This is a genomic window from uncultured Shewanella sp. (assembly GCF_947501665.1).
Classification (GTDB): domain Bacteria; phylum Pseudomonadota; class Gammaproteobacteria; order Enterobacterales; family Shewanellaceae; genus Shewanella.
In genome coordinates, this window is the sequence record NZ_CANMWS010000024.1 from 23,483 (window position 1) to 40,021 (window position 16,539).

Below are 16,539 nucleotides of genomic sequence, written 5' to 3' on the forward strand. Positions count from 1 at the left end.
CGAAATCTTATGCTTATTTCATACTAAATTGAAATGTGAGTCTATGTGCATTTCATTTGGGGCTTGGGGTTGGACTTCAAACCCCGATACTTACAACAGGTATAATGGTAAATATTGCTTTGTCGTGGTATGCCTTTATCCCAAAGATAACAATAAAAACACTGTGGCTAATTATTCGTATATTTTCTTGTGAATTTAACTACTTTTTTTGTTACCTTTAATACTGATATAGTGAAATAAATAAATCAGAAACAATAAACCTGTGGTACCGACAACAAAACGCATCATGCTGTCGCTGCTACCATCATAATAACTACTGCTGACATTGATGGATAAGGCAATAATACATAAACGAATGGCTGTTACCAAAGATGAAGCAATACCCACTAAATCTGAACGAACCCGCATTGACTGAGCAATGAAAATATTAATCGAACATCCCACACCAATAGTAAAGACACACATAACCAGCGTTAAATAATAAGGCGAGTTTAACCAGCTATAGGGTGAAGCTAAGAACAGCAATGAGGCTAACATCACTATTACCAACCCAACATTCTTCAGGCAGTTTACTCCCCATTTATCAATTAACCGACCATTATTAATACTCACCAGAACAAATGAGCCTGAAATCGCCATCTGAAAATAAGGAAAAACCGACTTAGCCACATTTAACTCATTTACAAACAGTAATGACATATTAGAAATAAAGGCAAAATATGCAGCCAGCATTAAACTGGAGATCAGAGTGTTATACCAAAACACTCTGGATGACAACACCGCAGCATAACCTTCGCGCATCTCAGCTAACGTGAACTTCCTGCGCTGAACAGACGGTAGCGATTCTGGTAAAAATAACAAACATGTTACCGCTGAGAGAAAAACTAATACCGCAACAAAAATGAAACTACCTCTGTAGCCCCAGTAAATATTAATCCAACCACCAATTAAAGGAGCAAAGGCCAACATGCTGACCACCATAGTACTAAGATCGCCAACGAACTTAGCCGCCTTTTCTTCTTCAAATAAATCAAAGATTATAGCCGTGCCCACCACCATACAAGCAGCACTGCCAAAACCTTGCAATAAACGAAAAAACAACAACTGCTCTATACTAGTAGCGATAACGCAGCCAATAGTAGTTAGGGTAAACAAAGCAAAACCGAACATTAAAATAGGCCTGCGCCCAAAATGATCGGACAAAGGCCCATATACTAAAGAGCCAATACAAACTCCAATAAAATTAAAACTCAATATCCGCTGCACCATCACGGCATTAGTATTAAAGGCATGCAAAATATCAGGAAACGATGGCAAATAAATGTCCGTCTCAATGATGGCAGAAATAAAAATAAAAATAAAAATAAAACGAAACCACTTTCCTTCATGGACATTACGTCCATTCAACAACAAAGGTAATTTAACAAAACGAAACATTATATACCTACTTAACCACAAAGAAGCAAACAATTAACGGGGTTTAAATAAATCCTACGACGTGTACCTCCGCCATCCGAAATGCACATAGTACTATAATTATGCTACGAACAAGTGTTCCACAAAGACCTCGTTAGGCGATTTATACCTGAGGATGTCTTCCAGTCGAGGGGACGGGGATTCAGATATGTGATTAAGGCTCAGCAACCCAGCTTCACAAATTATTTTCCCGCCCATTATTTAAAATTAATAAGTTAATCTAATTATGTCATATAATCAGTTAACCGTTGATGGATATTATTCAGATAACGCGTAATATCTCATGATAGCGAGAAACGTTTATTGATAATAACTACCATATGCATTTTACCCTTGGTCATATAGTTCATCACTAATATTTTTGGTTTTTCGCCGGAATAAACAGATGTAAGAGAATTAACGTTGAAAGGTATTGTTCCAAGAAATAAGTAAAAATAAGTGAAAAAAATAAAAAAATAAGTAAAAAATAAGAAAAATAAACAAAAAAATAAGAAAAATAAACAAAAAAATAAGTAAGACACCCACGATTATTTTATTTGTTTTGACCAAATTTCCAGTCGAAATAATTAAGACGAAATAATTACAATAATTAAGACACCCATGGTTATTTGCCTAGTTTGCGATTGTAAACTAGGCTTTGAATAGTTGAACTGTCATCGGTGGGGGTGTTATGCCAATACCAAGAAAAGCCATTGTTAGTATCGAGGACACTCCTTATTATCACTGTATATCACGGTGTGTGAGAAGAGCTTACTTGTGTGGAGAAGATAGCTACACAGGGCAGTCATATGAGCATCGACGTGAATGGGTTGAAGAACGTATTCTTGAACTTGGGCAAGTATTTGCCATTGATATTTGTGCTTATGTGGTGATGTCTAATCATCTGCATTTAGTATTGTGTGTGGATATTTATGAAGCTAATTCTTGGTCTGAGCTGGAGGTTGCCGAGCGTTGGCATCAGTTATTCAATGGAACTGACATTACTCAAAAATTGACTAATGGCTCGTCACTTGAGCCTCATGAAACGGTTTTATTATCAAAAACGATTGCAGAATATCGCAGTCGTTTAAGTGATATCAGCTGGTTGATGCGGGCGTTAAATGAGCCTATTGCAAGAAAGGCAAATCGGGAAGATAAATGTAGTGGTCGATTTTGGGAGGGGCGCTTTAAATCTCAGGCGTTGCTTGATGAAGCCGCGCTTCTTGCTTGCATGGCTTATGTTGATTTGAATCCTATTCGTGCAAAAATGGCAGAGACTCCAGAATCGTCTGATTTTACCAGTATACAGCGGAGAATAAAGGCAGGATTAAAGGGGGAGTTGCCAGCAAAATTACTTGATTTTGTAGGTGATGAACGACTTGATATGTCAAAAGGGTTACACTTTCATTTGGATGATTATTTGCAGTTAGTAGATGAAACAGGGCGGATTATTAGGAACGATAAGCGTGGTGCTATCAGTGAGTCTGCAATGCCCATCCTCAATAGACTTAATATTCCTCAAGAGAATTGGCTTAAGTTAACGACAGAGTTTACACGTTTATTTAAAGGTCCAGTTGGCAGCCTACAAGAACTGGATGCTTATTGTGTGCATTTAGATCGTAAACGACGACAAGGGGCTGGGAATTGTCATCGTTGGCTTGATAGTGCTTAACGGCACTTTAGTTCCATTTAGTTTAAACCACTAATCTCATATTTTTTATGATACTGAACATTTTATGAAATTTGTTAGTGACTTATTGTATATGTAATCCAGAACAACTGATTGGTTGCATATGATTATAGATAGATTGGATGTTAGATTAACCTTTGTATGAATGATAAAGCACGAAGCGTTTATTATTAGCATGTCGATTTTGGGTGGTTATGTAAGCATATAATTATGGGTGTCTTGATTAATCGTTGATGGGTGTCTTGATTAATCGTTGTTGATTAATCGTTGTTGATTAATCGTTGAACCTTTGTATGAATGATAAAGTACGAAGCGGTTATTATTAGCATGTCGATTTTGGGTGGTTATGTAAGCATATAATTATGGGTGTCTTGATTAATCGTTATAAAGTACGAAGCGGTTATTATTAGCATGTCGATTTTGGGTGGTTATGTAAGCATATAATTATGGGTGTCTTGATTAATCGTGATGGGTGTCTTGATTAATCGTTTTCTTGATTAATCCCTGCCAATATATACCTATAGACTAGCGCGCAGCTTATCTTGATATGTTAAGCGTTAAGATGAGGAGTCTCAGCCTCATATTATAACAGGCCAACTGAGTCGGTACCTTACACTTCAACACTCACTCAATTTCCCTAATATCACTTATTTTTCAAGATCAACAGCAGGCATTAGCTTAAAAACAGTCAGGTCATGATTTGATAAATGCTGAGTGTTGATCTTGGCTACAAATTTCATTATGTTACTGATTAATAATGGCTGGTTATAAATTATAATATAGGACTTTTCGATGCACTCGTTCGAGACTTTGAAGGAACAACTTACCAACCTTAACCCTGCGACTCGCAAGGCGCTTTCTTCTAAGGCTGCACTGCGGCCTGTATCCACCATAGGGGCTGGCTCAAGGGAGACTGAGGCTGAGTTTGAGGAGACTCTGACGCTTCCCGGTGAGCATGCGCATACTCGATGGCTGGTCGACGATGACCTTGAGGCTGATGATTTTCTCGATGCATTCCACTGCGCTCTGTCCGAACGGTGCGCTCGTGTGGCAGGTGCTAGTACGCCTAAGCGGATCGTGATCGCAGGAGCTGGCCCAGCAGGACTGACCACAGCAATCGAATGCGCCATGCGTGGCCATAACGTGACGGTTTTAGAGAAACACGGGCGTCCGATACGTTCGCGTATTGTGGGCATCTTTCGTCACGAGGAACGCTACCTTTCCTCCTTAGGCGCGCCCCGCTCTCTTCGTAGTGAGATCGCACCCTCGTATGCAGACAAGAGCACCATCTGGCTCTTTGATCTGATCTTCTTTCTACGCGTGGTGGCCCTGAAGCTTGGCGTTGTCTTGTACGAACATTGTGATGCGGTGGCCGAGGATGGTAAGTTGTTTGCTCGGTATCACCCCAACCCAAACCCTCTTACGAGCTCGTGCATGACGAGGCGTGCTGGTGTTGAACTCGTGGAGGTTGCTGACGAGATCTCATTGCCTTTTGATGTCGTGGTTGATGCTTCTGGAGGCCATAGTTCTATTCGAGAAGCTCTGGCGGGGAAAGAGTCTATTTGCGGCCTGCGAAGACTGGTACAGGAGGTTCTGAGTCCCGATGATCTGTTGAGTTCTTATTTAGAGGGCTCGGAATCTGAGTTGCATACGATTGACGATAAGATCCAAGATTGTCACAAAGACTGGAAAGAGTTCTTGACTCTAGCGTTGGCCGATGATTCAAGGGTCTTTGACGATCCGATTTGCATGGTCTGTAGCCTCGATCGTGCGATATTCACATTCGATCGTCTCCCTGACCTTTATTCTAATAATATGGTCCCTCCTGATTGGGTTTGGATACCGGAGTCTCGTGGAGATATGTTGGATCCACAGAACTGGCATGGCTTGGATCGAAGTAGCATTCGCAGAGTCCATCTCGAAGGGATGTTTCCGCGCGAAGCCAGCACACTAGTGGGGTCCGCTTGGTCAATCGCGGAGCGTTTGCTCGGCGCTATGGGGGTGGACTCCAAACTTGATAAGGAGAAAGTGGGGCGTTTTTTGGAGGAGGAGAACTCGTTCCCCTCGGCCGCACAAAATACGGCCAGTTTCTTTCATAGTTACCTCACCGGTGTCCGATCCGGGCGCACGTCTGGGAGATACGGTGAAGGTGAGTATTTCATCGTTGGCGATGCAGCGCAGTCGGCTTGGTTTCGCTTTGGCATTGGTGTTCACGACGCATGTTGGACTGGTGCCGCCGTGGCGCGCTACCTTCGGGCAAGCAATATAGATGAGCGACAGCGCCTAATTAGGGAAACCGAACGCCGTATGGATCGCCGGAAAGTGCAGGTTCTCTTTTCAATGTTTCAAACTGAAGGCCTTCTATCTCAGCATCCAGTTATGAGAAGGGTGCTTGATGGTTCTCGAGGTGAAGCGTCGTTGCATCATTATGACGGCTGGCAACGCCGACCGAAGCCGGTTTCTAAAGTGGGTGGGTGAGACAGCGATAAAGCGTACGGTGGGCGTTAGCTTGAGCAGAGGGAAAAAGAATAACTAAGAGTCCCTTAATTATTTTCCTCGTTTGTCGTTGTAAATTAGGCTTTGAGTCGTTGGTAAGTCATCGGTGGGTGGGTTTATGCCAAAGAACAATCAAGACATATATGTCTTGATAAGTTTTGTTTCATCGATATCAGATAGGGTTGTTGAGCATATGCAAAATACAGAGCTTATGCGTCATTAAGATAAGGGATTGATTTGAACAATAGGATTAGACTTTGAACGATAATTGTTTTATAACAATGCTTTATAAGTATACTCTAGCTTAATGATGCGTTTTAAAAAACTGTTTTAAAAATTGGCAGTCTAGAATATTATCCTGCTGCTGTTGAATAAGCTGTGATACGAAGATGGAGTTTCAGTTGAATCAAATTGAAGTAGATATATTGAAATGGCTTGCCAAAGAGTACCCAGAGTATGGGATCGAAAATATAATTCAACAACTTCAAGTAATAGAACGAGAAGATACTGGCGTAGGGCTTATAATATCCTTTAAGCTGAATGTACGTTTGAAGGCTCAAGGGGAAAATCTTGATACTTGTGCTTACCATCTAATTGGCCCACTAATAAAATCAACTGACTTAAGTGATGGAGCTGAAACGCATGTCACTATTGAGAATAATATGATTGATAGCATAGAAATGTTGTCGAGGGGGAGCGGTTCTCCGGCCAATATACATTTCTATGAATTAGTAGATGAAGATGTCAATTTTGTAGATGACACTTCTAGCGTGTAACACATTTAGGTAGCTTGCTTCTTCTTATCGACAAGCCGCGGTTGCTAAAAGCGTTAATGAGGTTAAAGTGATATTTCTACGCATATTTCAGATTTTGATTTTTTTCTGTATTCCGTTTATGGCTGCTTCTATAGAGCTGAGTAATGAGGAGTCGAAAATACAAAAAGAAGCGTTACGCCAATATTTAGAAAGTCAATTATCAGATCAAGATGTATGTTCTTTTGCTCCTGCTATCAATAAACTGGAACCTAAAGAAGCCGTTGAGCATGCTCAACGTGATTATGATAAAAGTGACATTTATTTTTATAGTGTTGCCGATGATTTTGCACCTAGTCGTCCAGGCTTTGAGTTTGAGTTTTCTAGGTGCGTTATTTTTGATGCTAAATGGAAGTCCATTAATGTCGGTGGAGATGCCATTGTGTGCAAAGAACAATCCTTACTCAGCCAAAAGGCCATTAAGTATGTGGCGTTATTCAACCAAGAAATGACAAGGTTAGTCAGGAAAGATCCAAAGTCTTACCCTTGCCGTGATTCAATAAATCCCACTAATAAGTCTCTATATTAAGGTTTAATAATGGCACACTCATTGTTAACGATAACTATTTCACAACAATGATTTAGCAGTGTACTTTAGCTTAATTATTTGTTTTAAAAAAGAGTCAGTAGCCTAGATGATTATCCTGCTGCTGTTGAATAAGCTGTTATGTGAATAGAGAATTTCCCCAATGAATGATCCACTTGAAATCAATTATAATCCAGCAGGGAAAAAAGAAGTTTTATTTATCGTAGCAGGTGTTATTACTATCTTCCTCTTTATTTACTTAGAGTACTTGTGTTTTTTAAATAAAGATGATTGGTTTCAAAGTTAGGGGGCTTTATTGGTTGTTTTAGGCGCAATATGCTAATTAAAATACATAGAAAAGTTATTGCACCAGATAAAGGAATTATTGGAGATGGCCTTAACTGTAAGTAAAAATTAGCTATGTACTCAGGTTTCAATAGGCTTTATGCGGAACCATTATCTGGGGATATGGCGGTTTAATAAAATTCACATAACAAAAGACTATGGCGTTAATAGGCCATTTTATTCTCTTGGTGCTTTCTACAAAATACCACCTCTTAGCCTTGAATTTAACATCGCAACTCTCTTCACTATGCAGGTAATACTGGGCTAACAAAAAATGCGCTAGATTGTTTACCTTAGATGAATTAGCTTTGGGGATATCCCTTAAGTAAATGAGAGGCAGCATAATATTGAGCATGAATAGTCAAATTAGACAGTCATGGACAACATCCAAAGCGGGGGCTATTTCTCGATTGAAGCTGGTAGAAGACACTCTGGTGTTATCCAAGGTAAAAGATGTTTGTGTGGCGGTTAAATCCGTTGGATTAAATTTTGCTGATATTTTTGCATTAACGGGCCTTTACAGTGCAACACCAACAGGGGCATTTACACCAGGCTTGGAGTTTGCAGGTGAAGTGGTGCATGTGGGTGAGGAAGGGTCCAGGTTTAAGGTTGGCAGTCGCGTCATGGGAGTCACACGATTTGGTGGCTATACCTCACATATTATTACCCATGATGATTATTTACAGGCTTTGCCAGACGGTTGGAGCTTTGAGCAAGGAGCCGCTTACTTAGTGCAAACGTTAACGGCGTACTATGCATTAAAGGAATTGGGGAATATTCAATCAGGGCAACAAATACTCATTCATAGCGCTGCAGGTGGTGTTGGCCTACAAGCAATGAGGATGGCACGTGCCATGGACGCATACCCAATAGGTACTGTTAGGTCCAATCAAAAAGCGCATTTTTTAAAGGAGCAAGGGTTTGAATCGATTTTAGTCCGTGAAGCCAATTTTCAACAGCAATTGGCATCGCATCAATTGAGGTTTGATTTGGTATTAGATGGCATCGGTGGCGCCGTTCAAAAGGCGAGCTTCAATGCATTGCACCCGATGGGCAGACTGATTGTCTTTGGCGCGGCAGAATTTACGCCTGGTCGAAATAGGCCCAAGTATTTACGAGCGGCGCTGCAGTATTTGATAAGGCCAAGATATGATGTGATGGATATGATAAGTGACAACCGTTCTGTAATGGCCTTTAACTTAATATGGCTTTGGGAGCATTTACCCCTTATGAAGTCACTTATCTTTGATATGGGGATGTTGGATATTCCACCGCCTCATGTTGGGCATGTTTTTCCTTTTAAACAAGCACATCAAGCCATTGACTGCCTTCGCTGTGGCCATACTCTTGGCAAAGTTGTCTTGGTGCGCGATTAAGACTCTTATTCATTCCTTTTGCTTCACATCACTTAGGTATCAATACAGAAGAAGCCAAAATAAACATGGCTTCCATAACACTTAAAGCAATTCCCTTAGGTTTAAGAGACGCGTGTACGGGCTTCAAAACGGTTTAATATCAGTGTGAAAAGTGCGCCTGTGATAAACATAAGTAATGAATAACACGTCGCGGCAATGGCCATTTGGGTGTTTTGCAGTAATGTCAGGGCAATGACTATCGCTAAGGTACCATTTTGAAAGCCTATTTCAATGGCAATTGATTTTTGCTGAGCAAAATTGAGCTTAGCCGCGCTTGCTAGACTCAAGCCTAAAACCATACTGATAATATTCAGTAAAAGGCTTGCAATGCCCATTTGAGCAAAGTAATTGCCCATGAAGTCAATATTCTTTGCCACTATACCCACCACGATTAATAACAAGAACACAATAGAGAATATTTTCACATAACGTTCTGCAGCCATCGCAAAGTGAGGCTTAAAGCGGTGGATAATCATGCCTAAGCTAATGGGAATAACCGTAATCACAAGCAACTGAGCCATGGTTTTGAGTACAGGTAAATCAACTTTATCCCCACCACCTAATAATAAATCCATAAACATGAGTAAAATTAAAGGCAAAGTAAAAGGGGCGAGTAAACTCACGATTGATGTTAGGGTGACAGACAGGGCCACATCGCCTCTTGCAAGGTAGGTATACAGATTGGATGTGGTGCCGCCTGGACATAGGGCTAAAATAATCAACCCAATGGCCAGCGGCCCTTCAATATTCAAACTCAGAATAAGTAAATACGCAATCAAAGGTAGCATTAACATTTGCGCTAACACACCTAAAATAACGGCTTTGGGTTTAGCAATGATTAACTGAAAATCTCTCAGCTTTAAAGATAATCCCATGCCTAACATAATAATAAATAAAGCAGCAGGTAAGATAATTTTAATCAGTATATCAGCTTCCATGATTCTCTCTTTTTTATCGTTATTGTTGTTATCGTTACTGTTATTTATCTTATACTAAAGGACGTTAAAGTACATATTATGAGGTTATAGAGGGCGAGTTGGTGGGGGAGTGAAAGAGAGTTAATCATGTGTTGACAGGGTTTAGGCCTATTAATGAGTGAACTGCTCCTCATATGTTAAATTAATCAATAATATTATATTTTGTTTTAGCCGCTTGCCAGTTTTCTTTGGTGATGCCGGATGTGATGATGCTTGAAAATATTTTTGCCGATGGGCGAGCTGTGCGGTGAAAATTTTGCTTGTAGTCTACACTGATTAGCCCAAACCTAGCATCAAAACCGCTCGCCCATTCAAAATTATCTGTTAATGCCCAATGAAAATATCCTCGTACGTCGAGACCATCTTCTTGTATCGCAAGCCCCAATTCACGTAGATGTGTCCATAATAATGCTTGTCTGAGTTTATCGTCATCGGCATGATCGGCGACGCCATTTTCGAGTACATAAATAGGCAGTTGGCCATAACGTTTTGCGATATGTTGTAGGCTTGTTCGAAAACCAAGCGGGTAGAGGCACCAGCCTATGTCATTGACTTCTTCTTGCGTATCGTTTGGATCATTTTCAAGTACTTCATAGTGAGTGGGAGTCAATAGGTGACTTTTAATATAAAAACGACCGTAATAATTCACTCCGATATAGTCTATTGTGTGTTGTGCTTCTGGTATGGCTATTTTTAGCTTGGTTCCTGTGACTTTGAGAATGCCGCTATGTATGGCGTCCATCCAATCCCAAATAAAGCTCTGTTCAATTTTAGCGGCTGTGATCCGATCCAGAGGATTATGATTATGATAAGGCTCAAAGAGTCGAATATGTTTGGTATAACCGACTTGAATGTCTCGGTTATGGGCTTTAGCATGTTTTTTCAATAAGCGGTAGCACAAGGCGTGGGCACGGACTAAGGTCGCAATAATATAGCCTGTTTGTTTCATGTCGGTTCTTTTTTCATTGGGTGGAAAGCGTCCGTCCATATACCCTAAATAAACATAAGTTGTGGGTTCATTTAATGTGCACCAAAAATCAATTTGTGAGCCAAAATGTGTGATTAATGTGCTGACATATATTTCAAAATGGTGAAGGGCATCATTCCGTTCCCAGCCTCGCTTTCCTTGTGCATCGGCTTCCCAAAACCACAGAGGGGATGAAAAGTGAAATATGGTTGCACAAGGCTTAAGATGATTACTTTTCATTGAATCTAGTATTTTTTGATAGAAATCGATGCCTTTTTGGCAAGGGGAATGCATTCCTGATTTTGGAAAGAGCCGAGCCCAGCAAAATGAGAAACGAAAGGCGTTGTGTCCCATTTGGGCAGCAGCTTGAAGATCGTCTTCATATCGCTCGTCAAAGTTAGCGGTTTTTCGAATAATATGTTCAGGAAACTGCGCAATGCCTTCAACATAAGCCGCTTCTTCTTTGTCTTTGTTAGGCGCGTTGTTCTGTTTTTCTGATAAAGATTTTATGATAAAAGCGGTCCAATCGGTATTTTGCAAATGTTCTATTTGTTGTGACGCTGTGGCAGAGCCCCAGAGAAAATACTTTGGAAAGGTGACATCCACATTGTTTTTTGAATGGGATAAGAACGCTGTTTCTCTGGTTTTACCTAATACAGATAAAATCAATAAAATAGCTATGGGTAGAACGACTAAAATAATGCTTGCAAGAATGAGTAACAATAAAGTCACCTTGTCGAATATTTTGCCAATCACTCCTTATTGTGGCTTATTATTCAGGAGATGACAAAAAGCATAAATAAGCAGCATTGCTTTAACAAGGTTGACTTGTTTTTAAGTCGCCAATTTCATTGGATCAACTATATTAAAAAAGGATGTGCTTTTTGACTTAATGAAACGAAAGGCATGATAAATAAGCTATAACAAGGAAATGTTCAAATGAATCTATCAACTAAGTGTCTTTATCTGATTTTGAGTATGTGTATCAGTGCGGGTGTTGTTGCTGCGGATAATAGTATGAGTGAAAACGACACGCAGACAAGTGCTGATCATACCGCCGAAGAGGGCCAACATCAAACCCATTATGATGATTCCGGTAAAGAAGGGACGCATACGGCTAAACATGAAGATGCCCATGAAAAAGCCCATGTTCATGATCATGATGGGGATCTTACTGCAGCCAATGATCATGCTGATAAATATCAAACAACAGATGGTGACTCATCTCACGCTAATGCTCATGCCCATCATCATGATGACGATGGCAGTCAGGCCGATTCACATGCTCATCACTATTATCAACACTAACCCCGTGAGACATGGTGATGAACATGGAGGCGATAGCTTGAGCAGTTACTGGGTTACAGTATTTAACCTGAATTCGGGATGATGGGTGTCAAAGAAAATTGGTAACCCATTTAAAGTCAATAGGTTAAAATAAATCCCGTTATTCTTTATTGTTTAATTTGGCTAAATACTGCTATTTTTGTCTATATCAAGGCGGGATGTCGTGTCTAATAGCGGGCTATTAGTAGAAAACACAACATAGATAGGGGCAAAAATAGCGCTATTAAGCGGCGCTGCTTATCCCGAGTTCAGGTTATTTACTTTATCTTTGTGATCAGCTCGTTGATTTTTAAATGAGTCATTTTAAAGCCTGAGGTTTAATTTCCCGCATAAGCTTTAAAGGTTTGTCCCGTTTCTACACCTAATGTTGAGCGCTGATAAAACTGAGCAAGTGTGTTCGCATCGATAGCATTAAATCCTGGAAAATATTCCCCATAAGTGGCGAGTGATTCAGTGACCACTGTTGGGCTTACTACATTGATGCGAATGCCTCTGGGGAGCTCATTAGATACGGCTTTGACAAAATGGTGTATGGCGCCATTAAGTGTGGCAGCGCTGACACCATATTTGATGGGGTGATCGGCAATAATACCACTGGTTAATGTGATACTGCCGTTATCCGTTAGGTGATGGATCCCGATTTGAGTAAGGTTGATTTGCCCCATTAAACGGCTGTTAATGCCTGTATTCCATTCTTCTTGGGATAAATGTTCAAATGATTTAAAGGCCACATCCCCTGTGGCATTAATGATGCCATCCACTTGACCAATAGCACTAAGGGCATTGTGAATAGAGTCAGTTTTGGTGAGATCCATGTTGATGTCGCCACTGTGCCTACCAGCGGTAATAATCTCATGTTGTGTAGATAATCTTGCCGCGACTTGACGGCCTATGGTGCCTGATGCACCTATGATGAGTATTTTCATGTTTTTTTATCGGTTATGAAGAGTGTTTTTAATGCTAATTACTTTTTAAACAATAAAAAACAGCATAAAATAATAAGACTGTTGCATAAATGGGGTTAATACAGTGGATTTAAGCTACTTGCAGACTTTTTTGATGGTGGCAGAAATGCAGAGTTTTACGCTAGCGGCGGATAAGCTAGATGTCTCTAAGGGCTTGGTTTCTCGTCATGTTCAAAAATTGGAACGAGATTTGAATGTGAAGCTGTTTTATCGCACCACACGTTCTATTCGTGTGACTGAAGCCGGTGAGGCTCTGTACGCTAAGGCGAGGCAAATTCAATTATTAGCCGTTGAGGCTGAAATTCAACTAAAGGACATGACCCAAGAGATCAGTGGCGATCTTAAAATCACGGCACCATTGGAGCTTGGAAGGATACTGAGCCAGCAGGTGATACCTCAGTTTTGCCTGGACTATCCTGACATCAATCTGTTCTTAGATTGCGATCATGCTAAAAAGCAGATAGAGCTAGGTGATTATGATGTGGCATTAAGGGCTGATGATGCTTTACCACAGGATGTTATTGCAAAGCGATTAGGGACGATCCGTAATGTATTGGTGTGCAGCGAGCAGTATCTTGAGCATCATCCAATGCCGACATTAGATAACATTCACCAATGCCGTTTTATTCTTAATAGTCGACAAAGGGGCTGGAGTGAACTGGAGCTTGTTCATGGCGATAAAAAGGCGACGTTCACCGTTATGGGAAGGCTGCATTGTAATACTTATAGTGCTATCGCAGAGTTAGCCACAGCAGGATCTGGGCTGGCCAGTTTACCTTTTTATCAGGTTGAAGAGCATATTCGTTGCGGTAAACTTATTCATATATTACCAAAGTGGTCAGTTCAAAGTCAGTGCTTAAGTCTTATTTATGCCCAACATAGGGTGACACCTCAAAAGTTAATACGGTTTAACAGGGCAGTGATGCAGTGGTTTAAATCCAGTGGTTTATATTTACTGTGATCGTTAACGCTTGCTCTCTAGTACTTTTTTCTATTAATGAATGATTTTTATCTGTCCATTTATTGCGTTTAGTGGTCGATGTTTTCATCGATTTATTTTATTATTTCATTGTTTATCTTGTGTATTTATTTATTTTTTTGTCATTTTTTTTCTATTTAAAAAGAAAAGATAGGATTAAAAACTTTACTTGAATGATTAAAAAAACACCTGTAAGTTAATTTTGTTTTGGGGAATTTTGTTGTGCCAGATAAGAGGTAAATGCTTATGTAAAACTTAAAAAGGACATTAAATATGCCAGTACAGTTAAGTTATCCAGGCGTCTACGTGGAAGAGATCCCAAGTGGTAGCCACACCATCACAGGCGTTCCCACCGCGATTACCGCTTTTATTGGAAGAGCACCACGAGGTCCCGTGGATGATGCGATTACCGTGACCAGTATGGGGAATTTTGAGCAAATGTTTGGAGAGTTAGCATTTGACTTTCCGTTGACTTATGCGGTGAAAGACTTCTTTCAAAATGGTGGCAGCGAAGCCATTATTATTAGGCGATTTATTATTCCTCAAAAGGCCCAACCTGCTTCTAAATCGAGCTCCTCAACCAGTCAATCAACACCTGCTGCAACGCCGGCTAAGGCCCCAGCTAAAAAAGGAGCTAACGCATGACAATGGCAGATTACAGTTCAGCTACCGCCTCTATTTCAGCCAATGGCTTTACCTTTAGCGCGGCCAACCCCGGTGTGTGGGGGAATAATATTTCCGTGTCTTTGGATCAAAATGGTATTACCGATCAAGTGGCCTCGATTTATCAGCAAGCCGATGGTGTGGCGAAGAATGACTTGTTTAATTTAACAGTACTGGATAATGGTAAACCTGTTGAAACCTTTAAATGTGTCACGGTCAAAGGTGGAGGAAATAGCGCGATTCGAGTGGATCAAACATTGGCTCATGAGTCTAATTATATTCGCTTAACAGGTAATTTACCGAAATCCTCGCCCAGTTTTCCTAAAACCACGCCCAGTGTGATCAACACCAATACCATGACGGGCGGCACAGATAGCCCGTTATTGAGTGACAGTGATGATTATTTAGGCGAAGAGGACATAAGAACGGGATTGTATGCCCTCAGTACCGTGGATATTTTCAATATGTTGTGTATTCCTCCCGATCCCGGCACTGATGATGGCGGCACAGCGGACACGTTGATGGCGATTAATAGTGCTGCGGCCGTTTTTTGCGAGAAGAAACGAGCCTTATTTATTGCTGAGCCTCTAGATGCATGGACCAATAAGGCTAAAACGGGACAGTGGCCTGATATTCAGCCGACGGATCTGGGGATTAATGGGGATACAGGGCGTTATGCCTGTAGTTACTTTCCAAAAGTGAAGTTGCCGGATCCCAATATGCAAGATAGGGAACGCGTGTTTTCGAGCTGCGGGGTTATTGCGGGGGTGATGGCGACTAATGATCTGAATCGTGGTGTTTGGAAAGCTCCAGCAGGCCAAAATGCGGGCATGGTGGGCGTGACTGGGCTTGAAGTGAAAGTGAATAATGATGATAACGGTTTTTTAAACCCATTGGGGATTAATTGTTTACGTGATTTTCCAGTGATTGGTCCCGTTGTGTGGGGAGACAGGACATTACGTGGCGCGGATTTATTGTCCGATGATTATAAATACATCAGTGTGAGAAGGTTAACTAATTACATCGAAGTGTCACTGCAAAGAGGCACTCAATGGGCTGTTTTTGAAGATAATGATGAATCATTGTGGTCACAGCTTAGGTTGAGCATCGGGGCATTTATGAAAGAGTTGGCTGTTCAAGGGGCATTTTACAATTATAAAGTGATTTGTGATGCGTCAACAACTACACCTGATGATATTGCAAAAGGCATTGTGAATGTTGAAATCTTGTTTGCACCCGTCAAACCCGCTGAATTTGTTGTGCTTAAATTCCAGCAAACGGTCGCTACGATCTAATGGAGAATTAACTTATGGCAAATACAGAATTTCCAACCAATACCTATCGAGTCGATCCTTATAAAAACTTCAAGTTTAGAGTGAAATGGGATGGCAAGTATGTTGCGGGTGTCAGTAAAGTGACTGGCCTTAAACGCACCACGGATGTGGTGAAACATCGTTCTGGCGGCGATCCATTGACGACGCACTTGTCGCCTGGGCAAACATCCTACGAGGCCATTACCTTAGAGCGTGGTGTTACCCATGATGAAGTGTTTGAGCAATGGGCCAATAAAGTCTGGGATTACAGTAATTCGACGAAAGGGGCGGATAAGTCTGATCAAATTGTGTCACTGAAGGATTTTCGTAAAGATATTATTATTGAACTTTACAATGAAGCGGGTCAAAAAGTGATTGCCTATAACATCTATCGGTGCTGGGTATCTGACTTTACGGCCATGCCGGATCTTGATGCGAATGGCAATGCGATTGCCATTCAAAGCATTAAATTAGAAAACGAAGGCTGGGAAAGAGACTACAGTGTCAAAGCCCCTGCAGAGCCCAGTTTTACTTTGCCTAGCTCATAAGCTGTATGCTGAAATCCAATGAGATTGTTGCGTTGTGGGAA

At 40.9% G+C, this 16,539-nt stretch carries 14 protein-coding genes; 10 read left to right on the forward strand and 4 right to left on the reverse strand.

The window, feature by feature from the left end; all coding sequences use genetic code 11:
- Positions 1–195: 195 nt before the first annotated feature.
- Positions 196–1,437: a multidrug effflux MFS transporter gene (locus Q0976_RS17750; protein WP_299495213.1), complete on the reverse strand. Its 1,242-nt coding sequence runs from the start codon at positions 1,435–1,437 to the stop codon at positions 196–198.
- Between the two features lie 709 nt (positions 1,438–2,146).
- Here Q0976_RS17750 and Q0976_RS17755 point away from each other — a divergent pair.
- From Q0976_RS17755 to Q0976_RS17775, 5 genes are all read left to right on the forward strand, one after another.
- Positions 2,147–3,127 carry a transposase gene (locus Q0976_RS17755; protein WP_299495214.1) on the forward strand — a complete coding sequence of 327 codons (981 nt, stop codon included), beginning with the start codon at positions 2,147–2,149 and terminating at the stop codon, positions 3,125–3,127.
- 810 nt (positions 3,128–3,937) lie between these two features.
- On the forward strand, positions 3,938–5,623 hold the full coding sequence (locus Q0976_RS17760) for an NAD(P)-binding protein (RefSeq protein ID WP_299495215.1): 1,686 nt from the start codon (positions 3,938–3,940) through the stop codon (positions 5,621–5,623).
- A gap of 419 nt (positions 5,624–6,042) precedes the next feature.
- Entirely contained in the window at positions 6,043–6,417 is a 375-nt protein-coding gene (locus Q0976_RS17765) for a hypothetical protein (protein ID WP_299495216.1), read from the forward strand.
- 67 nt (positions 6,418–6,484) lie between these two features.
- Positions 6,485–6,982, forward strand: a complete 498-nt coding sequence (locus Q0976_RS17770) for a hypothetical protein (protein ID WP_299495217.1) — start codon at positions 6,485–6,487, stop codon at positions 6,980–6,982.
- A gap of 695 nt (positions 6,983–7,677) precedes the next feature.
- Positions 7,678–8,700 carry a zinc-binding dehydrogenase gene (locus tag Q0976_RS17775; RefSeq protein ID WP_299495218.1) on the forward strand — a complete coding sequence of 341 codons (1,023 nt, stop codon included), beginning with the start codon at positions 7,678–7,680 and terminating at the stop codon, positions 8,698–8,700.
- A 101-nt stretch (positions 8,701–8,801) separates the two neighbouring features.
- Here Q0976_RS17775 and Q0976_RS17780 read toward each other — a convergent pair whose 3' ends face one another.
- Positions 8,802–9,677 carry a bile acid:sodium symporter family protein gene (locus Q0976_RS17780; protein ID WP_299495219.1) on the reverse strand — a complete coding sequence of 292 codons (876 nt, stop codon included), beginning with the start codon at positions 9,675–9,677 and terminating at the stop codon, positions 8,802–8,804.
- 181 nt (positions 9,678–9,858) lie between these two features.
- Positions 9,859–11,406: a family 1 glycosylhydrolase gene (locus Q0976_RS17785; RefSeq protein ID WP_299495220.1), complete on the reverse strand. Its 1,548-nt coding sequence runs from the start codon at positions 11,404–11,406 to the stop codon at positions 9,859–9,861.
- A gap of 216 nt (positions 11,407–11,622) precedes the next feature.
- On the opposite strand from Q0976_RS17785, the gene Q0976_RS17790 reads away from it, so the two are divergent.
- The gene (locus Q0976_RS17790; protein WP_299495221.1) at positions 11,623–11,991 is read left to right on the forward strand and encodes a hypothetical protein; all 369 of its coding nucleotides are present in this window, start codon (positions 11,623–11,625) and stop codon (positions 11,989–11,991) included.
- A 356-nt stretch (positions 11,992–12,347) separates the two neighbouring features.
- Here Q0976_RS17790 and Q0976_RS17795 read toward each other — a convergent pair whose 3' ends face one another.
- Positions 12,348–12,956, reverse strand: a complete 609-nt coding sequence (locus Q0976_RS17795; protein WP_299495222.1) for a short chain dehydrogenase — start codon at positions 12,954–12,956, stop codon at positions 12,348–12,350.
- A 103-nt stretch (positions 12,957–13,059) separates the two neighbouring features.
- Between Q0976_RS17795 and Q0976_RS17800 the strand changes: the two genes are divergently transcribed.
- The 4 genes from Q0976_RS17800 to Q0976_RS17815 all read left to right on the forward strand — a co-directional run bounded on the left by Q0976_RS17800 (position 13,060) and on the right by Q0976_RS17815 (position 16,498).
- Positions 13,060–13,956, forward strand: a complete 897-nt coding sequence (locus tag Q0976_RS17800; RefSeq protein WP_299495223.1) for a LysR family transcriptional regulator — start codon at positions 13,060–13,062, stop codon at positions 13,954–13,956.
- A 291-nt stretch (positions 13,957–14,247) separates the two neighbouring features.
- On the forward strand, positions 14,248–14,619 hold the full coding sequence (locus tag Q0976_RS17805; protein ID WP_299495224.1) for a DUF2586 family protein: 372 nt from the start codon (positions 14,248–14,250) through the stop codon (positions 14,617–14,619).
- Positions 14,616–15,932 carry a phage tail sheath C-terminal domain-containing protein gene (locus Q0976_RS17810; RefSeq protein ID WP_299495225.1) on the forward strand — a complete coding sequence of 439 codons (1,317 nt, stop codon included), beginning with the start codon at positions 14,616–14,618 and terminating at the stop codon, positions 15,930–15,932. Before Q0976_RS17805 ends, Q0976_RS17810 begins: the two co-directional genes overlap by 4 nt.
- A 14-nt stretch (positions 15,933–15,946) precedes the next feature.
- Positions 15,947–16,498: a phage tail protein gene (locus Q0976_RS17815; protein WP_299495226.1), complete on the forward strand. Its 552-nt coding sequence runs from the start codon at positions 15,947–15,949 to the stop codon at positions 16,496–16,498.
- The last annotated feature ends 41 nt before the right edge of the window (positions 16,499–16,539 follow it).

What these genes read in the sequence shown, in the direction of transcription:
- Q0976_RS17750 (WP_299495213.1), bottom strand. Translation starts at nt 1,437, where the DNA reads ATGTTTCGTTTTGTTAAATTACCTTTGTTGTTGAATGGACGTAATGTC.
- Q0976_RS17755 (WP_299495214.1), top strand. Translation starts at nt 2,147, where the DNA reads ATGCCAATACCAAGAAAAGCCATTGTTAGTATCGAGGACACTCCTTAT.
- Q0976_RS17760 (WP_299495215.1), top strand. Translation starts at nt 3,938, where the DNA reads ATGCACTCGTTCGAGACTTTGAAGGAACAACTTACCAACCTTAACCCT.
- Q0976_RS17775 (WP_299495218.1), top strand. Translation starts at nt 7,678, where the DNA reads ATGAATAGTCAAATTAGACAGTCATGGACAACATCCAAAGCGGGGGCT.
- Q0976_RS17780 (WP_299495219.1), bottom strand. Translation starts at nt 9,677, where the DNA reads ATGGAAGCTGATATACTGATTAAAATTATCTTACCTGCTGCTTTATTT.
- Q0976_RS17790 (WP_299495221.1), top strand. Translation starts at nt 11,623, where the DNA reads ATGAATCTATCAACTAAGTGTCTTTATCTGATTTTGAGTATGTGTATC.
- Q0976_RS17795 (WP_299495222.1), bottom strand. Translation starts at nt 12,956, where the DNA reads ATGAAAATACTCATCATAGGTGCATCAGGCACCATAGGCCGTCAAGTC.
- Q0976_RS17805 (WP_299495224.1), top strand. Translation starts at nt 14,248, where the DNA reads ATGCCAGTACAGTTAAGTTATCCAGGCGTCTACGTGGAAGAGATCCCA.
- Q0976_RS17810 (WP_299495225.1), top strand. Translation starts at nt 14,616, where the DNA reads ATGACAATGGCAGATTACAGTTCAGCTACCGCCTCTATTTCAGCCAAT.
- Q0976_RS17815 (WP_299495226.1), top strand. Translation starts at nt 15,947, where the DNA reads ATGGCAAATACAGAATTTCCAACCAATACCTATCGAGTCGATCCTTAT.